Genomic DNA, 20295 nt, shown 5'->3' with positions numbered 1-20295 from the left:
TTATTAAAATTTAACACTTAATCCCAATTGTGTAGTTATTGCTGCTGGACGGTTTACCCCAAACGGAGAACCAGCCCATTCTGGATCATATCCATCAAATTTTGTAAATACAAATGGATCTAAAACATTTACATAAACTCTTAGATTTGAGATTTTTAGTTTTTTCAATAAATCTGAATCTAGTGTATAACCTAAAGATATATTTTTAATTTTCACATAAGAAGCATCTCTGTAATATCCAAATAAAGATGTCCAATAAGCACCTGCTCCTGTTGCAACTGGCCCAGGTCTTGGGTTTGTATTGTTAGCATTTGCTTCAATTCCTGTACCATTAGTAGGAATAAAATAATCCAATGCTAATTTCTGACGTCCTCTATCGCTCATGTCGGCAAAGTTTTGGTGAAAAGTACTCAAAACTGTCTGGCCCTGACTAGTGATAACTGAGAAATTAAAATCGAATTGACCAACGTTTAATTTAGAATAAAAACTTCCCTGCCATTCTGGATTTGGGTTTCCAATTACTGTTCTATCATCTTGATTAAATTTACCATCACCATTTAAGTCTTTTGGTCTCGCCTGTCCTGGAGCCATTCCGTAAGACGCTGCAGCTGCGGCTTCACTTTCCTGCCAAACACCATCATAAACATAATTGTAATTTGGGTTTAATGGTGCACCTAGTATTAATTTATTACCAATATCACTTACTTTATCTTGATTGTAAATGGATTCTAATTTATTTACGTTTTTACTAAAAGTAAAAGTGGTTTCCCAAGTTACATTTTTAGATTTGATATTTTTTGTAGTTAATAAAACCTCAATACCTTTATTGCTTACAGAACCAACGTTGGCAAATGTATTTTTCCATCCTGATTCTGCCGGTAATTGCTGTTTGTATATTAAATCATCTGATAATCTATCGTAAACATCTACACTACCAGAAATTCTGTTTTTTAAGAATCCAAAATCAAGACCTAAATTATATTCTCTTGTTTTTTCCCAAGTTAAATCTGGATTCGCTAAATTTTCTGACTGCCATCCAGAAACCACATTTGCTCCTGTAGCATAAAACGTCTGCTGATTTAATAATGCCTGAGAAGTGTAAGGAGCAACATTATCATTTCCTGTATAACCTAAACTCGCGCGTAATTTTAAATCTGAAACTACTGAACTGTTTTCTAAGAAAGATTCTTTGCTAATTTTCCATCCTAATGCTACAGAAGGGAAACTCTGCCATTTATTACCTTGAGATAAAACAGAAGAACCATCCCATCTCGTTGAAGCTGTAATTAGATATTTATCTTTAAATGCATAGTTTAAACGAACAGCATAAGAATTTAAAGTATTTTTAGCATAAGATGATTTTACTACATAACTGGTTTGCACGCCAGATCCCATGTTATCTGTACCTACATCAAAAGGCTGATTATTAGAATACAAAGAAGAAAACTCATCCACATTTGAATACAAACTTTGCAGCAATAACAAACTAAAATCGTGTACTTCATTAAAAGTATGTTTTAAATCAATTTGATTGTCCCAAGTATAATTGAAGTTATTAAAATTTTCAAGAGTTGCAGAATTTTTCCCGTTTAATGTAACACCAGCGTTTGTTTGTGCTGTATAAGCTTTTGAGTTTTGAGTATCCATAACTCCTGCTGCAAAAGTTGTTTTAAACGAAAGCCATTTTAGAGCCTGATATTGGAAATAAACATTACCAACTGTCTGCCATGTTTTTTCTGTTTGAGAAGAGTTCGCAATCTCCATTAACGGATTTACAGTCGATGTTTTATTAATTGCCCAAGAACCATCAGGATACGTTAGTTTTCCTGGCAAGAAAAATAAAGTTCCTACTTTTTCATTTCCTGCGGCATCAACTGCCCAAGGAGACATTAAAGGACTTAACCTAAAAGCATCCTGCATCGCTAAATCACTTCCTAATTGGTTATCTAATCTAGCAATTGTAACATTTACTCCTGTAGAAAATTTATCGTTAATCTTGTGATTTAATCCTAATTTAAAAGAATATTTGTCTGTTGAATCATTATCAATAAGTCCTCTATCACTTTGAATACCAAATCCTAAGTTATAACTCATACCTGATTCTGAACGTCCTGAAATGTTTAAATAGTTATTTTCAGTCATTCCTGATTTCAGTACTGCATCATACCAGTCAAAATTATACCCGTTGTTTGCACGAGATACTAATAATGGACTTTGGTTTCCTGCTAACGCTGCTAATTGAGCTGGCGTTTGAGTTGAAGGCGTAGCACTCATATAAGCTACTTGGTGAAATTTCCACCATTCTTCTCCTGACATCATTTTTGGTAATCTAGCCGCCGTTTTGTTTCCGTAAGATGTATCAAAAGTTACATTGATACCTGCTTTTGCGCTTGTACCGCTTTTTGTAGTAACAATAATAACTCCATTTGATCCTCTAGAACCATAAATTGCGGCAGAAGAAGCATCCTTTAAAACGTCCATTCTGGCAATATCCTGCGGATTTAAGAAATCAATTCCATCCATTGGTACACCGTCTACAACATATAAAGGAGAAGATCCTACCACGCTTGGATTATTTGAATCTGCAATTAGCGAATTGTTTCCTCTAATTACAACTTTAAATCCATCTCCCGCACGACCAGAAGAAGATGAAATCTGTACTCCCGGCGTACTACCCTGAATAGCTTCTAAAGCATTAGTTGTGTTTCTTTCTGTAATTGTGGCAGCACTAATTGTACTTACAGACCCTGTAAGATCTGTTTTCTTTACAGAACCGTATCCTACAACTACTACTTCATTTAGTGAATTAGACTGTTCTGCTAAACTCACATTAATTTTAGATTTTCCTGCAACAGCTACTTCTTGCGTTTGAAAACCTAAATAACTGATTACTAAAACAGCTTTTGAATTCGTTACATTTATTTTAAAACTTCCTTCAAAATCCGTTGAAGTTCCATTCTTTGATCCTTTTTCCTGAATATTTACACCAGGAAGTGATAATCCGGCAGCATCTGTTATTTTTCCTTCTATTGTAGTAGATTGGGCGCTCATGGTAGAGCATAGCAGAAAATTCAGAAAAAATAGAAATACAAGATTGCATTTTATTTTTTTCTTTAGTGGTTGTTTAATTTTCATAAGTTTTTTAAGTGGTTTTGGTTAATAGTTACTAGTTATTAGTTAATTGATTTTACTTTCTGATCATTTATGTAGGTATTTATAAAGTTTATATTTTTTACGTTTTTTAATCGATAAATAGAATCTACCTTTTGAATTTTTACATTTTTAAGTGTAATATTTTCTACTGGCGATGCTGCATATCCTTCTGCCCAAACGCTGTATTTTCCACCGTTTTTTACATTGATATTTTCTAAACTAACATTTCGGATTGTCGGAATAAAATTTCCTGTTTGAGATCCGTAAACATTGTAAAACATATTTAATTTTAAAACACATTCTTTTACTGTTCCTACTTCCAGATTTCGAACAAAAATATTTTCGATAATTCCACCTCTTTTTGAATTGGTTTTAATACGAATCGCACGATCTAAATTTGGACTGTCCATAACACAATTTTCAACAAAAACATTATTTACACCAGCAGAAATTTCACTGCCAATAACCACACCGCCATGTCCATCAACCATTTTACAATTCTGCACGATAATATTTTTACTTGGAATAGCCACTCGTCGTCCGTCTGCATCTCGTCCAGATTTAATGGCAATACAGTCGTCTCCAGTATTGAAAATGCAGTTTTTAATTAGAATATTTTGAGAATATTCGGGATCGCAACCGTCATTATTTGGACCATGACTGTTAATCGTTACACCGTCAATAATCATATTATTGGTTTTTATTGGATGCAAAATCCAAAAAGGAGCATTGATGATTTTGACATCTTTTATCAAAGCCTTATTACATTCGAAGAATTCAATAAAATTAGGTCTTAGATAACGTCCTTCACCAAAAACGCGCTCTGCAACTGGAACTCCTTTTTCAGCCATATCAACTAAAACCTCACGATTTGTCGGATCATTTTGAGACGGAATTCCTTTCTTCCATCCGTAATTCTTACCTCCTGACCAAATCCACCAATTAGTACTGTCTGCCTGACCATTTAATGTCCCTTTTCCAGTAATTGCAATATTGGTTTTATTCTTAGCATAAATAAGTGGCGAATAATTCATTACTTCTGTTCCTTCCCAAGAGGTATGAACAATGGGATAATCTTTTGGATTAAAGCTAAAAAGAATTTCAGCATTATCTTCCAGATGCAAGTTTACATTACTTTCTAAGTGAATTGCGCCAGTCAAATATTTTCCATTTGGAACCAAAACCTGCCCGCCTCCATTTACTGCACATTTTTGTATCGCTTTTTGAAATGCAACTGTATTTAGCGTTTTCCCATCAGCGACTGCGCCAAAATCGTTTATGTTATAAATCGTATTTGAAAACTTTGTTTCAGGAATGCTTTTAATAACTACATCCATTTTTTTCCATGAACTAAACTCCTCACTATTAGAATTTGCCATCTTTTTTTCTGCACAAGAAACAAATAGCAAACTAGCAGTAGCGGTAAAAGCAATTTTTTTTAATGTTATAATCTTATTTGCAATCATTTGCGCAGTATTTTCTTGTTTACAATATAAAACAGTCGGAAATCATGTAATCGATTACACGAAAATAGAAAATTTGTTCTAGTACAGCAAATTAATTTAGAAAAAAATTATATATTTAATTTTTATTACAAATTTTAATTACATTTAACGCAAAAATTTATATAAATTATTATCATAATAATTCCTAAATCGTTTGATTTTTAAAATCTGGTAATCGATAACAATTTATATTACATAATAAAAAAAAATGTACTTTTGTCTAATACATAATCCGAAAAACTTTTTTTGAATGAGTGAAAAAGTAACTATTTACGATATTGCTGAAAAATTAAATATCACGGCTGCAACTGTCTCAAGAGCTTTAAATAATAATCCGAAGATTAAGGAAGCTACAAGAGAGTTAGTTATTAAAACTGCTGCTGCCATGAATTACAAGCAAAATAAATTGGCACTAGCTCTAAAGAGCGGTCGAAGCAATAATATCGGAGTTATTGTACCTCGTATCGACAGCAATTTTTTCGCCTCTGTTATTAGAGGAATCGAAGAAGAGCTTTATCCTCATGGCTATCAAGTTATCATCTGTCAAACACACGAAAGCATCAAAAGAGAAAACGAAAATCTTCATACGCTAGTAGATGCGCAGGTAGACGGAATTATGATGTCTGTTACGGGTATTTCAAATGAAAATGACAGTGCTTTTAGAAATGTATTAGAAAAAAATGTTCCTCTGATATTTTTTGACAGGAGTAAACATATTGACGGCGTAAGTTCTGTAACTATAAATGACTTTAAAGGAGGTTATTTAGCAACTAAACATTTAATTGATGAAGGTTGCAGACATATTGCTCATTTATCTGGAGATCAATCTTTAGATATATTCAAAAACAGGTTTTTAGGCTATAAACAAGCTTTATTAGACAATGGACTGACATTTAATGAAGAACATGTCATTCATGTAAAAAGTAGTGTGGAAGCTGGAAAAGAAGCTACTACAGCTTTATTAGCATTAAAAACACAACCAGATGCCATATTTTCTTCAAGTGATTTTGCCGCTTTAGGAGCAATTCAAGAGTTGCAGGCTAGAAATTACAGCATTCCAAATGATTTTTGCGTAGCAGGTTTTAGTAATGAGCCATTTACCAAATTCATGGAATTATCTATTACTTCTGTAGATCAATCGCCACTTGAAATGGGGAAAATGTCTGCTCGTGTTTTCTTAGAACAAGTAGACAAAACAGACACTATTAAAATAGAGAAAAAGGTAGTTCTTGCGCCAGAATTACACATTCGTAAATCTTCTACAAAAACCACTTTTTAAAATTATTTTTACCATATAAGTTATATAAGCTCATTTTAGAATGGGCTTTTTTTATCTATAATGATAAACAGAATATCATTCTGCTGGAGCTTTATGTTGTAACCCCTAATGTTTTACTATAAATATTTGGCTTCTCTGAAGCTTTCTCAAAAAAAAAAAAAAAGACGCACAAAAACTGTACGTCTTCTATATAATTTTTTATCACTTTGCCCCTTAGAACCTTAGCATCTTAGTAGCTTAGCCTCTAAAAAAATTAAAGCGAAACTCCTCTTTTCCAAGGAATAAAATCGTTCTGATTTAGAACTGCAGCTTTTGTTTTGATAGTACCACTAGCAATATCAATAATAAATTCAAGCATTTCATCAGACATTTCTTCGATAGATTTTTCTCCTTTGATAATTCCACCGGTGTCAATATCAATAATATCAGACATCTTTGCAGCCAACTCAGAGTTTGAAGATATTTTTACAACCGGCGCAATTGGATTTCCTGTAGGAGTTCCTAAACCTGTTGTAAATAATACCATATTAGCTCCTGAGCCCACCATTGCAGTTGTACACTCAACATCATTTCCTGGTGTGCACAGCAATGTTAGTCCTGGTTCGTTAATATACTCTCCGTAATCATAAACACCTGCAATTGGAGATGTTCCTCCTTTTTTAGCTGCACCAGCAGATTTCATAGCATCAGTAATCAAACCGTCTTTAATGTTTCCTGGAGAAGGATTCATATCAAATCCAGAACCTGCATCAACAACTGTTTTTTCGTACCATTGCATCAAATCCAAGAAACGTTTTCCGTCTTCGTCATCAACACAACGGTTTACTAATTCCTGCTCTACTCCACATAATTCTGGGAACTCAGAAAGGATTGTTGTTCCTCCTAAAGCAGCCAATTTATCAGACAATACTCCTAAAGTTGGGTTTGCAGAAATTCCAGAGAATCCGTCAGATCCACCACATTCTAAACCAATTCTTAGTTTAGATAATGGCGCTGGTTCTCTCTTAATATCGTTTGCTTTTTTGATCGCCTCAAAAGTATCTTTTACTACACTGCTCAACATCGTTTCGATTGTTCCGATAGATTGCTGATCGTAGATTAAAACTGGCTTTTTACTGTTTGGATTAATTGCATCTAAAGCTTCTTTGAAAATTGAAATCTGAAGATTCTGGCATCCTAAACTCAAAACAGTTGCTCCAGCTACGTTTGGATTGTTTACATAACCAGCCAAAAGTTTTGCTAAACTATGTGAATCCTGACGAATTCCGCCACAACCACCTTGATGTGTGATAAACTTTACTTGAATATTATTAAACAAGTTAGCATCGTTTGAAGCTTCCTGATTTCCTGCACCTCCAGTTTCTGATTTTACCAAAGAACGTAACAATAACTGGTAATCGTTCTCTTTCGGCTTCATCAATTCTTTCTCAAAAATATCTTTTAAAATTTCGATATTTCTGTTTTCACAGAAAACTAATGGAAAAAATAACCAAACATTTTCTGTTCCAACCTGTCCATCTTCTCTATGATAGCCCTGCCACGTTCTGTCTTTCCATTTATCAACATTTGGAGCATTCCAGCCAATAGTTTCAGTTTTACCTGTAACTTTATCACTTTCATGTTTTACATTTGCTGTAGAAAGTAATCCGCCTTTTTCAATTCTTGCGCTTGCTTTCCCAACCAAAACACCATACATAATAATTCTGTCTCCTACATTAAAAGGAACCATTGCAATCTTATGTTTCATTTTCACATCAGACTCAACGGTAATTGATTGTCCTTCAAAATCAATTACTTCGCCTGCTGTAAGATTTACCAAAGCTACCGCTACATTATCAGTAGGATGAACTTTTATTAATTTTTTTTGCGTTGCCATAATTAACCTTTGTTCTTTGTTCTTTTTGTGTTTTCTTTTATTTTATCTGTTATGTGAAATTATTTTTTTCAATAATATTCACCAACTTAAATTTAAATCTGTGTAAATCTGCTTTAATCTGTATAAATCCTGCGTGAAAAAATCGATGCGTAACTAATATTTCACGCAGATTTAAAAAGATTTTAGCAGATCAAATTAGATTTTTATCTAACGGATTTATTTTATTCTTTCTTGGAATTTTGCAAAACCAGCTTCAATTCCATTTGAATCAATTTCTTCTAATGCAATTGTAATTGCTCTTGTAAGTCCTGGAATTTCAGTTAAATCTTGGTCCCAGAATGATTTGTTTTGTAATGTTAAACGAGCAATTTTCTCATAGTCATCCGATTTCCAAAGTCCGTTAAAGAATGCTGTAATATCTTCACCATCTTTAACTGGTAAGCTTTCACCATTCCAAGTTCCTTTGTAGAAACGAATTAAACTCGCTAATGAAAAAGTCAAATTAACAGGTAATTGTTTGTTAGCCTTATAATATCCTAATAAACTAGGTAAAACTCTTACTTTGAATTTCGATACAGAATTTAGTGCAATATCAGCAAGTGCATGTTTGATAAATGGATTTTTAAATCGGTCCATTACTTCCTCAGAATAGGCCGTAATTTCATTTTTGTCCATATCAAGAGTTTCACTAATTTCACTAATAACGTTATTTACAAATTTTCCAGTAAAATCTCCGTTAACAGTTTCCATTACTAATTTATTACCATGTAAAAGTGAAAAAGGAACCATTGCCGTATGCGCACCATTTAAAATACGCACTTTAATCATTTTAAAAGGACGTATATCATCAACGATTTTTACATTCAAATCTGTTTTGTGAAAAGGCAATTTTGCTTTTAGATCGTCTCCACCTTCAATAGCCCAAAGGAAAAAAGGTTCAGCCGCAACAATTAAATTGTCCTCGTAATCTAATTTATTATTGTATTCTTCAATTTCAGCTCTTGGATATCCAGGAACAATTCGGTCAACCAAAGTACTATGATACGTACAAGCATCTGATACCCAAGTTTTAAACGCATCTTCTAATTTCCATAAATCAACATATTGTAAAATATATTTTTTAAGCGTCTCAGAGTTATAATCAATTAATTCACAAGGAATTATTGTAACTCCTTTAGAAGCATCTCCATTAAAATGTTTAAATCTTTCATATAATAAAACCGTCAATTTTGCAGGAAATGAAACTGGTGGCTGCATCTCTGGAGTATCACTTTCAATAAATTCAATTCCAGCTTCTGTAGTATTAGAAACGATAAACTGAAGTTCTTCTTCTTTAGCTAAAGCCAAATAATTTGTAAATTCAGTATATGGATTTACAGTTTTTACGATATTGGTAATTAATTCAATGTCTTGTATCTTTTCACCTTTTTTAATTCCATTCATAAACAAGGTATAAAGACCGTCCTGATCATTAATCATATTTACCATACCGTCTTTCAAAGGTTGAACTATTGCAATACCGGCATTAAAATCAACTTCTTTATTTAGTTTGTAAAAAGCATAATCAACAAAGGCTCTTAAAAAATTACCTTCACCAAACTGAACTACCTTAATTGGCTGTAACTTTTCTAATCCTGTATTTTTTCTATTTAATTTTTTCATTTTAAATTTTCTTTAATGCGTTATAAATAACCATCTATAAACCTTATTTCTTCATTTCTGCCTTTTAAACTGTAAATGAAACATTACACCCGATTGAGTAAAACAAAGCCTGCTGTGAGGAATGGCGGGCTAAATTTTTCAAGCGTAATGTTCAATTACAATCTCTAAAAATCTAAAAAAAACTTATAAAATAAGGAGTTTGGCATGATTACCCCTTAATTTATTTTCTAATATCTTTTATAATATCAAGAACCTGTTTCACTTTTGCACTTAAGCCATCGAAGTCTTTATTATCCAGTATATCTTTTGAAATCAACTGTGAACCTAGACCCACACACGTTGCTCCAGCATTCAGCCATGAACTCAAACTTTCAACCGTTGGAAAAACACCTCCTGTTGGCATAATGTTCGTCCACGGGCATGGTCCTTTTATTGCTTTAATAAATTCTGGCCCGTAAGTATCAGCTGGGAATAATTTTACGATTTCGCAACCTAATTCTTCTGCTCTTGCAATTTCTGTCAATGTACCGCAACCTGGCGACCAAAGTACTTTTCTTCGATTACAAGCAATAGCTATATCTTCTCTAAAAACTGGTGTTACAATAAAATTTGCTCCTAAACTCATATATAATGAAGCCGAAGCCGCATCTGTAATTGAACCAACTCCCAAAATCATTCCTGGAAGTTCTGCCAATGCATACTTGTTTAAAGCTCCGAAAACTTCATGTGCAAAGTCACCTCTGCTTGTAAATTCCATTAATCTGGAACCTCCGTCATAACATGCTTTTAAAACTTTTTTACTCAATTCGATATCAGAATGAAAAAACAACGGAACCATACCGTTTTCTTTCATTGTCTGCGCAACCTCTATTCTTGAATATTTTGCCATCTTTTATTTAAAATTATCTTGATACTAATGCAGAACCATCACCATCAATCATATTCTCAACTTCTTTTAAAGTAACTAAGTTGTAATCTCCTGCAATTGTATGTTTTAAACAACAAGATGCAACTGCAAAATCTAATGCTCTTTGGTTATTGTTTTGATATTCCAATAATCCATAAATCAATCCGCCCATAAAAGCATCTCCACTTCCTACGCGATCCACAACTGGTGTAACTTCTTTTACTTTTGCACTATAAATTGCTTTTCCATCAAACAAAATTCCGCCAATTCTTTGGTGCGAAGCACTTACAGAATAACGTAGTGTTGTTGCTGCAATTTGTAGATTCGGAATCAATTCAAACAATTTCGTATAAACAGCTGGAAGCGATTTTTCATCCTGATAATTCGGATTTACTTTCGGAATTCCCAACATGAAATAAGCGGTGTCAATATCTCCTAAAATTACATTACTGTATTTCAGCATTTCAGGCATAACTTCGCTTGGCGTTTTACCATATTGCCAAAGTTTTGATCTATAATTTAAATCACAAGAAATTTTAATTCCTTTTTTATGAGCCACTTTAATAGCTTCTAAACAAGCTTCTGCAGCGCTTTGAGAAATAGCCGGTGTAATACCGCTCCAATGAAACCATTCAGCTCCTTCTAAAACTTTCTCCCAATCAACTTGTCCTTTTTCTATAGTTGACATTGCGCTGTGTGCACGATCGTAAACTACATTACTTCCTCGAGTTCCAGCTCCAGTTTCTAGAAAATAGATTCCTAAACGTTCTCCTCCGTAAACCATGTTTTTAGATTCGACATTCATTTTTCTGATTTCCTTTAAAGCAGAAAAACCAATTTCATTTTCAGGTAATCTTGAAACAAATTCAGCATTTACACCATAATTTGCTAAAGAAACGCACACGTTAAATTCTCCGCCGCCATACGTAGCACCAAATGCTGTAGATTGCGAAAAACGTAAATGTCTTTCTGTCGATAAACGCAGCATGATTTCTCCAAATGCAACTACTCTACTCATATTTTTATTTTTTTGCCACTCCCGATAGCTATAGGGATTGTGGTTAGACTTTATTTAAAACTTAAAATATTCTTTAGCGTTGTTATATGAAATATCAGAAACTAATTTTCCGATCCATTCCATGTCATTTGGAAGTTCACCACGCTTGATTTCATCTCCTAAAAGATTACATAAAATACGTCTGAAATATTCGTGTCTTGGGAATGATAAGAAACTTCTAGAATCCGTTAACATTCCAACAAAACAACTAATTAAACCCATATTTGAAAGCGCATTCAATTGTTTAGTCATTCCGTCTTTTTGATCTAAGAACCACCATCCAGAACCAAATTGTACTTTTCCGCGAACGCTTCCGTCGTTGAAATTTCCAATCATCGTTGCCATAACTTCGTTATCTGCTGGATTTAAGTTGTAGATAATAGTTTTAGTCAATTTATCTTTGCTATCTAAGGCATTTAAAAAGCCAGATAATTTTTGTGCTTGTGGATAATCTCCGATAGAATCCCAACCAGTATCTGGTCCTAAAATTCTGTGCATACGAGCGTTATTATTACGCAATGCACCTAAGTGAAACTGTTGTACCCATCCAAATTCATGATACGTTTCAGTTAAAAACAATAAAACAGCACTTTGGAATTTTAAAGCTTCTTCTGGCGTTATGATTCTATTTTCTCTTTTCTTTTTGAAAATTGCAGCAACTTCAGATTCTGTAAATTCTTCAAAATAAATCTGATCCAAACCGTGATCACTTAATTTACATCCGTTTGCATTAAAGAATTCAATTCTGTTTCTTAATGCCGTTTGTAAATCAACATAAGTATTAATTGCAACTCCGGACACATCCCCTAATGTGTCCAGATATGCATTATAGCCATCGTTAGAAATTAAGATCGCTTTATCAGGTCTGAAAGCTGTACTCATTTTTATTCCAGTTGAGTTGTTTGCGAATTTTTGGTGAAATTCTAAACTATCAATTGGATCTTCTGTAGTACAAACTAATTCAGCGTTTACTTTTTTAAGAAGGTTTTGCGTACTGTACGCTTGAGAATTAATTTTCTCCGTAGTTTCGATATAGATTTTCTCAGCTGATTTTTCATTCAACAAATCATAAATATCAAAATAACGAGCTAATTCTAAATGTGTCCAGTGGTACAAAGGATTACGCATAGTGTACGGAACTGTTTTTGCCCAGTTTAAGAACTTATCTTTATCTGATCCATTTCCTGTTACAAACTGCTCGTTAATTCCTAATGTACGCATTGCACGCCATTTGTAGTGGTCACCGTTAATCCACACATTTGTAATGTTGTCGAAGATTTTATCTTCAGCAATAAATTGTGGATTTAAGTGATTATGGTAATCAATAATAGGCTGATTTTTAGAGTAATTATGGTATAACTCTTCAGCATATTTATTTTCAAGTAAAAAATTATCGTTTATGAATGTCTGGCTCATGTCTTTTAAAATATAATTTGAAAATTATTCTTCGTTTGAAGGCTTTCCGATTGTAGCAAGGATTCCTCCGTCAACATATAAAATGTGACCGTTTACAAAATCACTTGCTTTTGAAGATAAAAATATCGCTGCTCCTGCCAAGTCGCTTGGATCTCCCCATTTAGCTGCTGGCGTTCTGCTAATGATAAAATCATTAAAAGGGTGTCCGTCAACTCTAATCGGTTTTGTTTGTTCTGTAGCAAAATATCCAGGACCAATTCCGTTGATTTGAACATTGTACTTAGCCCATTCTGTTGCCATGTTTTTAGTAAGCATTTTCAAGCCTCCTTTTGCAGCAGCGTAAGCAGAAACTGTACTACGACCTAATTCGCTCATCATAGAACAGATATTAATGATTTTTCCTTGACGTCTTTCAATCATTCCTTTAGCCACATGCTTAGAAACAATAAACGGACTAACTAAATCGATATCCACTACTTCTCTGAAATCAGCAACTTCCATATCTAAAAGCGGAATTCTTTTAATAATTCCAGCATTATTAATCAAGATATCGATTGGTCCAACTTCAGTTTCAATTTTCGCAACAGCTGCTTTTACTTCTTGCTCTTCTGTTACATTAAATTTATAACCAACAGCATTAATCCCTTCGCTTTTTAATTCGTTAACTGCATGATCAATTTTTTCTTGAGAAGAATTTCCATTCACCACAATTGTAGCGCCTGCCTGACCTAATCCTTTTGCCATTGCCATTCCCAGTCCGTGTGTACTTCCTGTGATTAATGCAACTTTTCCTTTTATATCAAATAAGTTTGTCATTTTCTTATCTTAAATCTGTGATTTTACAAACATCCATATCTCCGTAATCTAAGTTTTCACCGGCCATTCCCCAGATAAAAGTATAATTACTAGTTCCAGAACCAGAGTGAATAGACCAAGGCGGAGAAATAACTGCCTGATGATTGTTCATCCAGATATGTCTAGTTTCTTGCGGCTGTCCCATAAAGTGGCAAACTGCTTGATTTTCTGGAATATCTAAATAGAAATAAACCTCCATTCTACGATCGTGAACGTGTGCCGGCATAGTATTCCAAACACTTCCAGGTTTTAATTCTGTCATTCCCATTTGCAATTGGCAAGTGGTAACTACACTTCCAATAATCATTTGGTTTACGGTACGGTGGTTTGCCGTTTCCATTGTTCCCAATTGCAATTTATTAGCTTCAGCTAAACTTACTTTCTTGGTAGGATAAGTTGTGTGCGCTGGTGCAGAGTTTAAATAGAATTTAGCAGGATTGCTTTTGTCATCACTTTTAAAAACCACCTCTTTATTTCCTGCTCCGATATACAAAGCATCTTTGAAACCTAATTCATAAGCTGTTCCTTCTACTACCACAGAACCACTTCCTCCTACATTAATAATTCCAAGTTCTCTTCTTTCTAAGAAATAAGGCGCTTTTAACGGATCTATTGTTTCAAGTGGCAAATCTCCTTTTACAGGCACTGCAGAACCAGCAATATATCTATCGTAATGAGAATAAACCAACACTACTTCATCCTCCTGCATTAAGTCATCAATTAAGAATTCTTCTCTCAATTGCTGCGTATCATATTTTTTAACTGCTTCTGGACTTGACGCGTATCTTGAACTATATTTTGTCATAATTTTAAATTAATGTAATCGATTGCACAAAATTATATTTTTATATTTAAATAGCATAATTGAAACGAAAAAAATATTTCAATTCTGTCTATTTTTCTTTATAAATCAGTAATTGGAGCGTATTTAGGAACCAGCGATTTCATTACAATCCAACCAGTTAAGTAGCAAACAGCACAAATTGAAAAGATAATAAAATATCCAGCTTCTATTCCTTTGAATCCCATGAAGACCATTTCAGTCTCTTTCGCATAATCAAACAAAACACCTGAACCTTTATTAATTAAAGTAGATCCTAATCCGCCTGCTAAACCACCAATTCCTGTAATGGTTGCAATTGCTTTTTTAGGAAACATATCTCCAACAGTTGTAAAAATATTAGCTGACCAAGATTGATGTGCCGCACCTGCAATTCCGATAATAATTACTGGAATCCAATAACTAATATATCCTAATGGTTGTGCGATCAAAGCTAAAAGTGGAAAGAAGGCAAAAATCAACATCGATCTCATTCTACCCTCGTACGGATTCATACCTTTTTTTTCAACAAAGTAAGTTGGAAGCCATCCTCCGATAATTGACAACAATGTAATCATGTAAAGTACAAATAAAGGCAATGCAGCTTGTGTAGAGTCCATTCCGTAAACAGAACTTAAGTAAGCCGGTGTCCAGAATAAGAAAAACCACCAAACACCGTCAGTCATAAATTTACCAAATGCAAATGCCCAAGTTTGTTTGTATTTAAAACAATCTACTAAAGACACTTTTGAAGTCGTTTCAGGAATATACCCAACCAATTTGCTGTCTGCAATATCATCTTGTTGGATATAAGCTAATTCATCTGCCGAAACTTTTGAATGTCTTTCTGGTTTATCATACATAAACATCCAGAATCCCATCCAAACAAATCCTAATGCACCGATGATAATGAATGACATTTCCCAGCCAAAAGATTTTGCAATAAAAGGAATTGTAATGGGCGCCGCTAAAGCTCCAACTGTTGCTCCTGCATTGAAAATACTCGTTGCAAAAGCCCTGTCTTTCTTAGGAAAATATTCTGCTGTAGTTTTGATTGCCGCTGGAAAGTTTCCTGCTTCTCCTACTGCCAAAACAAAACGAGCAAAAATAAATAAAGCCACACTTACATTGATTACCAACGCAGTATCGCTTATTGTACTGATAATTTCTTTTGACCCGTGAAACCCTACAAACCATTCTCCTGTAATAATTCCTGAAGTTGCAATTCCGCAAAATGCGTGAAGACAAGCTCCAACAGACCAAATTCCGATTGCCCAAAGAAACCCTTTTTTAGTATCCAACCAATCTACAAAACGTCCAGCAAACAATAATGAAACGGCATAAAAAATTGAAAATAACGCCGTAATATTTCCGTAATCGTTGTTGGTCCAATGAAATTCTGGCGCAATAAAATCACTCCAAGTTAAAGAAAGTACTTGTCTGTCAAGATAATTGATGGTAGTTGCAAAAAACAATAAGGCGCAAATACTCCAACGGTATTTTCCTGTAGTCTTAACGTTCTCATTTACTGCAACTGTTTCGGTTTGATTCATAGTTAGTGGGTATTATAGTTTTGTAATTTTTGGAAATCTTAATAAAACAATTGACTTCTGTTTAAAAATATTAAAATCAACAAATTAACACCTTCAAACAGAAACAATGTAATCGATTGCACAAATATAGTTTTTAATCTCTACAATCCAAATAAATTATATAAAAAATTATTTTAAGTATTTAAATTAATAGATTACATAAAAAAAAGAATACAAAATTACACATTAAACAATATATTTGTTAAAAGCTAACAGGTGAAATTCATCCTTTTTATGGGGTAAAATTGTACCAAAAATGGTGTTTTTTACATCCTATTTATAGTAATTACAACAACCAATATCAACTGTTACATTTTCTAAGTTAAAGACAATAAATCATTGTAAAACAACTAATTAAATATCAAATTGAAAAATAAAAAGATCCAATTTTACAGAAGAATAACATTGAGTTTCCTCCTTTTCTCAGGAATATTTTCTTCAAATGCTCAAAATCAAGTAATTCCGTTATGGAATAAAATTCCAGACGAAATTAAAGCCGCAGATTATAAAGAAAAACCTGAACTCAAAGAAGGAAAAATACAAAGCACAAGTCAAGTTTCTATACCTACATTAAGTATTTTTATTCCCAAAGAAAGTAAACCAAATCAGTCTGCAGTCATTATTTGCCCTGGAGGAGGCTATTCGCATTTAGCTTTTGACAAGGAAGGAAAAAAAGTGGCAGAATGGTTTAATAGTCAAGGCATTGCAGCTTTTGTCTTAAAATATAGACTCCCAACAGATTTAACTATGAAAAATAAAAATGTTGGTCCATTGCAAGATGCACAAGAAGCCATTCGGTATGTAAGACAAAATGCCTCTAAATGGAATATTGATCCGAAAAAAATTGGGATTTTAGGCTTTTCTGCTGGAGGGCATTTAGCTGCCACTGCATCTACGCATTATGATGATAAAGTTTATGAATCAGCATATAAAGTAAGTGCAAGACCCGATTTTTCTCTTTTGATTTACCCTGTTATTTCAATGGAAAATGACATAACGCATAAAGGCTCACAAACTAATTTATTAGGAAATAATCCTTCGCAAGATGTAATAGATTCCTTTTCGAATGAAAAAAAGGTTACTTCTCAAACACCGCCTGCATTTTTAATTCATAGCACAGATGATACCGTTGTAATACCTGAAAACAGTATTAATTATTATTTGTCTTTAAAGAAAAATGGAGTTACAGCGGAGTTACATTTATATGAAAAAGGCGGTCACGGATTTGGATTAGGTGTAAACGACACAAGCAAATTTTGGACAAGAGATTGCATCGAATGGCTTAAAGCTAATGGTTATAATTAAAACGATCAAAGCATTGATAAAGCATGAAGATGTAAAACAATTTTACAGTACAAAAAAAATCCCATTTCAAATAAAAAATGGGATTTTAAAATTGTAATTAACCTTTGCATTATTGTTTAGGATCAACGCTTAAAGGTGGAAGCGTCAATTCTTTAGAATTTAGTAACTGTTTAGCCTGCTCAATAGTTCTATATTTTCCAATTTCCATTGGTCCTGCATACGAACCACTTTGCTGTGGTCTTGGCGGAGTTGCCGCATAGGTTTTCATTAATTCCAAAATAACTTGGTCAAAAACTACCATTGTCCATGTTTTCTCTGTAAAACTGTTCATAAATAGATCGTAACGTTCCTGAGGATCCTGCCATAAATCATATACCGCTGGAACAGTTGCAATGTAAGTCTGATCACCTCTCCAGCCCAATTGCTGTCCTGGCGTATCGCTTCCTGCTTGTGCTCCGTTATCTCCTCTTGTATTAAATACTGCTTTCCATTTTCCTATACGCACTGCTCCTGGCGACAATTCGTTTTCTGTAAAATAAAACCATCTGTCGCGAAGTGGTTTTCCCTTTTTAAATAAAACATTCGACATATCATAGCTGTCAAAAACCATTGGTTTTCCTTCTTTATCATTTTTTGGCAATTCAACTCCCGCAAGAGCTGCAAAAGTAGCCATCAAATCTAAGCCACCAACAATATCATGACTTACGCTTCCTGCCTCAATTTGTCCCGGCCACCATGCAATAGCTGGTACGCGACTTCCTCCTTCTCTATCAGTACCTTTTGAACCTCTGAAAGGTGTATATCCTGCATCTGGATGAACGTCCTGCCAAGCTCCATTGTCAACTGTATAAATGACAATAGTGTTATCTGCAATGCCAAGCTGTCGAATTTTATCCATAATACGGCCTACATTATAATCCATTTCTACAACAGCATCACCATATTTGCTTTTTGCTGGAGATTTCCCCACAAATTGTTTGGATGGCAAATTAGGCTGATGGTTTTTAGCAAAATTGATACACATAAAAAACGGATCTTTAGACTTTCCATATTCATCAAGCTGTTTCAAATTATTGTCCACCATATTTATATCCAATTCTGCAATATTCTCTTCAGTAACAGGGCCTGTATCACGTGCTGGTTTTCCCGCTTCTCCTTCCAAAATACCTTTTGTAGATTTCTTAATAAAATCACTTATCTCTGGCGCCATATCAGGATTCCATGATGGGAAACAATACGTGTAAGCATTTAAGTGATACAATACCACATTCTGCATTTTATCAAAACCATGCGCGATTGGCATAGCGTAATCTGCTTCTCCTAAATGCCATTTTCCAGAGAAATAAGTTTTGTAATTCGCTTTCTTTAATACTGATGCCAAAGTCCATTCTGCTGCTGGAAGTCCGCCCCCTTGCCCTTGAAAAGCCACTGTAGTCATACCGCTTCGGTTAGGAATACGGCCTGTAATCATAGCTGCTCTTCCGGGCGTACAGCTTGGCTGTCCATAAAAAGACCAGAACTGCATTCCTTCCTTAGCCATTTTATCTAAGTTTGGAGTTGGCATTCCACGTCCGATCCCTCCTCCATAAACACCTAAATCTCCCCAGCCCGTATCATCAGAAATTACCATAATGATGTTAGGCTTCTTTTTAGTTTGTCCATTTATAATTCCAATAAATGAAAAACAGAGTAAAGCCGTAAAAATAAACTGTAAGTTACTTTTTTTCATGATTTTAAGATTTAATGATTATATATTTGCATTGTGGGTATTCATTATCAATTTATCAATCTGCACCTCCATCAACACTATCAAAAGTTTCTCGTTCTTTAGGTCTGATACTGTATTTTAGAGACAACATTGGACCATAGTAAACATCAAACTGATTGCCATTGTTTCTTAGCTGCATCTGCCCAATTATACCTGCCAAAAAATGAAGATTTGGCGTTATTCCTGCACTGTAATACACCGAAAGTCTGAAAATATCAAAATGTTCTTCCGCATAATCTTTGGAAGCGAACTTTAGCATGAGTTCTGTATAATAGCCCAAATTTGGCGCTAGAAATAGTGGTTTTTCTTTAGTCTGTCTAAGAAAATGATTGACGCCAAATCTTGCTCTTAATCGCGGAATTGTCTGTGGAACGCCATTCCTATCATCAAAAAACTTAGTTTCAAATCGCACTTGTTCAAAAATGGATCCCTTCGGCATCTCCTGCGTATAGGTTCCCATGACAATTAATCTGTTTTCAAGTGTTTTATAATTTCCCATTTCTTCGACGGCATATTTTTGATTATGCGCATATCCAAGCCACAATTTCATATTCTTTAATCCAGAAAACACAATCCAAGGTCTTACCACAACACGCTGCGTATACTCAAACGGATTTGTGGTATTATAAGCTCCTTGTGTAACTAACTGAAAATCTACCTGACCGCTTAAATGCCATTTGTCATAGATTGGAAAAGCAAGATCACCTTCTGCAATAGAAGCTGGAATAAAACCCATAGTGTAAGGCGCATCTAATTGTGCATATACAAAAGACTGACAAATAATGCAGAACAAAATAGTAATCGCTTTATTCATTTTATTCATACCTTTTCCAATTAAAGTCTCTTAACCCACTCAATCAAATACCATTCTTAACTGATTATCAACTTACTACAATTTAACAACACTAAATTAGATCTAATCTTAAGATGAAAATCTTTAAACATGTTGCAACTTATAATTTGAAACAAAGTTTTAGGATTTAAATCTTATAAACAATCAAATGATCCGCTTGAGATTTAAATCCAACTCTTCTTTTGCAAATACCAGTAATTGGCTTACAATATTCCGTAATATGCAAACTGCTAAAAGTGCACTTCCT

14 protein-coding genes are annotated in these 20295 nt (G+C 34.0%); 2 read left to right on the top strand and 12 right to left on the bottom strand.

The window, feature by feature from the left end; all coding sequences use genetic code 11:
* Positions 1 to 3 precede the first annotated feature (3 nt).
* Both LL966_RS03935 and LL966_RS03930 read right to left on the bottom strand, forming a co-directional pair.
* On the bottom strand, positions 4 to 3051 hold the full coding sequence (locus LL966_RS03935; RefSeq protein WP_229350397.1) for a SusC/RagA family TonB-linked outer membrane protein: 3048 nt from the start codon (positions 3049 to 3051) through the stop codon (positions 4 to 6).
* A gap of 122 nt (positions 3052 to 3173) precedes the next feature.
* On the bottom strand, positions 3174 to 4619 hold the full coding sequence (locus LL966_RS03930) for a glycoside hydrolase family 28 protein (RefSeq protein ID WP_229350395.1): 1446 nt from the start codon (positions 4617 to 4619) through the stop codon (positions 3174 to 3176).
* A 289-nt stretch (positions 4620 to 4908) separates the two neighbouring features.
* On the opposite strand from LL966_RS03930, the gene LL966_RS03925 reads away from it, so the two are divergent.
* A complete protein-coding gene (locus LL966_RS03925; RefSeq protein WP_229350394.1) occupies positions 4909 to 5937 on the top strand; it encodes a LacI family DNA-binding transcriptional regulator in 1029 nt (342 codons plus the stop codon).
* Between the two features lie 253 nt (positions 5938 to 6190).
* On the opposite strand, the gene LL966_RS03920 is transcribed toward LL966_RS03925, so the two are convergent.
* The 8 genes from LL966_RS03920 to LL966_RS03885 form a co-directional block, all read right to left on the bottom strand.
* Positions 6191 to 7813: a UxaA family hydrolase gene (locus LL966_RS03920; RefSeq protein WP_229350392.1), complete on the bottom strand. Its 1623-nt coding sequence runs from the start codon at positions 7811 to 7813 to the stop codon at positions 6191 to 6193.
* Between the two features lie 216 nt (positions 7814 to 8029).
* The gene (locus LL966_RS03915) at positions 8030 to 9475 is read right to left on the bottom strand and encodes a tagaturonate reductase (protein WP_229350390.1); all 1446 of its coding nucleotides are present in this window, start codon (positions 9473 to 9475) and stop codon (positions 8030 to 8032) included.
* 220 nt (positions 9476 to 9695) lie between these two features.
* Complete coding sequence (locus LL966_RS03910; protein ID WP_229350388.1) at positions 9696 to 10364, bottom strand: bifunctional 4-hydroxy-2-oxoglutarate aldolase/2-dehydro-3-deoxy-phosphogluconate aldolase; 669 nt, start codon at positions 10362 to 10364, stop codon at positions 9696 to 9698.
* A 13-nt stretch (positions 10365 to 10377) separates the two neighbouring features.
* Positions 10378 to 11400, bottom strand: a complete 1023-nt coding sequence (locus LL966_RS03905; protein WP_229350386.1) for a sugar kinase — start codon at positions 11398 to 11400, stop codon at positions 10378 to 10380.
* A gap of 54 nt (positions 11401 to 11454) precedes the next feature.
* On the bottom strand, positions 11455 to 12855 hold the full coding sequence (gene uxaC / locus LL966_RS03900) for a glucuronate isomerase (RefSeq protein ID WP_229350384.1): 1401 nt from the start codon (positions 12853 to 12855) through the stop codon (positions 11455 to 11457).
* A 24-nt stretch (positions 12856 to 12879) separates the two neighbouring features.
* Positions 12880 to 13671 (bottom strand): gluconate 5-dehydrogenase, encoded by a 792-nt coding sequence (locus LL966_RS03895; RefSeq protein WP_229350382.1) that lies wholly within the window; start codon positions 13669 to 13671, stop codon positions 12880 to 12882.
* A gap of 4 nt (positions 13672 to 13675) precedes the next feature.
* A complete protein-coding gene (kduI, locus tag LL966_RS03890) occupies positions 13676 to 14515 on the bottom strand; it encodes a 5-dehydro-4-deoxy-D-glucuronate isomerase (protein ID WP_229350381.1) in 840 nt (279 codons plus the stop codon).
* A gap of 98 nt (positions 14516 to 14613) precedes the next feature.
* Positions 14614 to 16083, bottom strand: coding sequence for an MFS transporter (locus LL966_RS03885; protein WP_229350379.1), 1470 nt, complete (start codon positions 16081 to 16083; stop codon positions 14614 to 14616).
* Between the two features lie 405 nt (positions 16084 to 16488).
* Here LL966_RS03885 and LL966_RS03880 point away from each other — a divergent pair, with 405 nt between their 5' ends.
* Entirely contained in the window at positions 16489 to 17427 is a 939-nt protein-coding gene (locus tag LL966_RS03880) for an alpha/beta hydrolase (protein WP_229350377.1), read from the top strand.
* Between the two features lie 109 nt (positions 17428 to 17536).
* Here the strand turns inward: LL966_RS03880 and LL966_RS03875 are convergent, their stop codons facing one another.
* Complete coding sequence (locus LL966_RS03875; RefSeq protein WP_229350375.1) at positions 17537 to 19156, bottom strand: arylsulfatase; 1620 nt, start codon at positions 19154 to 19156, stop codon at positions 17537 to 17539.
* A gap of 55 nt (positions 19157 to 19211) precedes the next feature.
* Positions 19212 to 20018 carry a DUF2490 domain-containing protein gene (locus LL966_RS03870; protein ID WP_229350374.1) on the bottom strand — a complete coding sequence of 269 codons (807 nt, stop codon included), beginning with the start codon at positions 20016 to 20018 and terminating at the stop codon, positions 19212 to 19214.
* Positions 20019 to 20295: the final 277 nt, after the last annotated feature.

Origin of the sequence: Flavobacterium chungbukense, assembly GCF_020805785.1 — a bacterium.
Taxonomy (GTDB): Bacteria; Bacteroidota; Bacteroidia; order Flavobacteriales; family Flavobacteriaceae; genus Flavobacterium; species Flavobacterium chungbukense.
The sequence above is the reverse complement of the archived record's forward strand: the minus strand, read 5'-3'. Positions and strand labels throughout refer to the sequence as shown.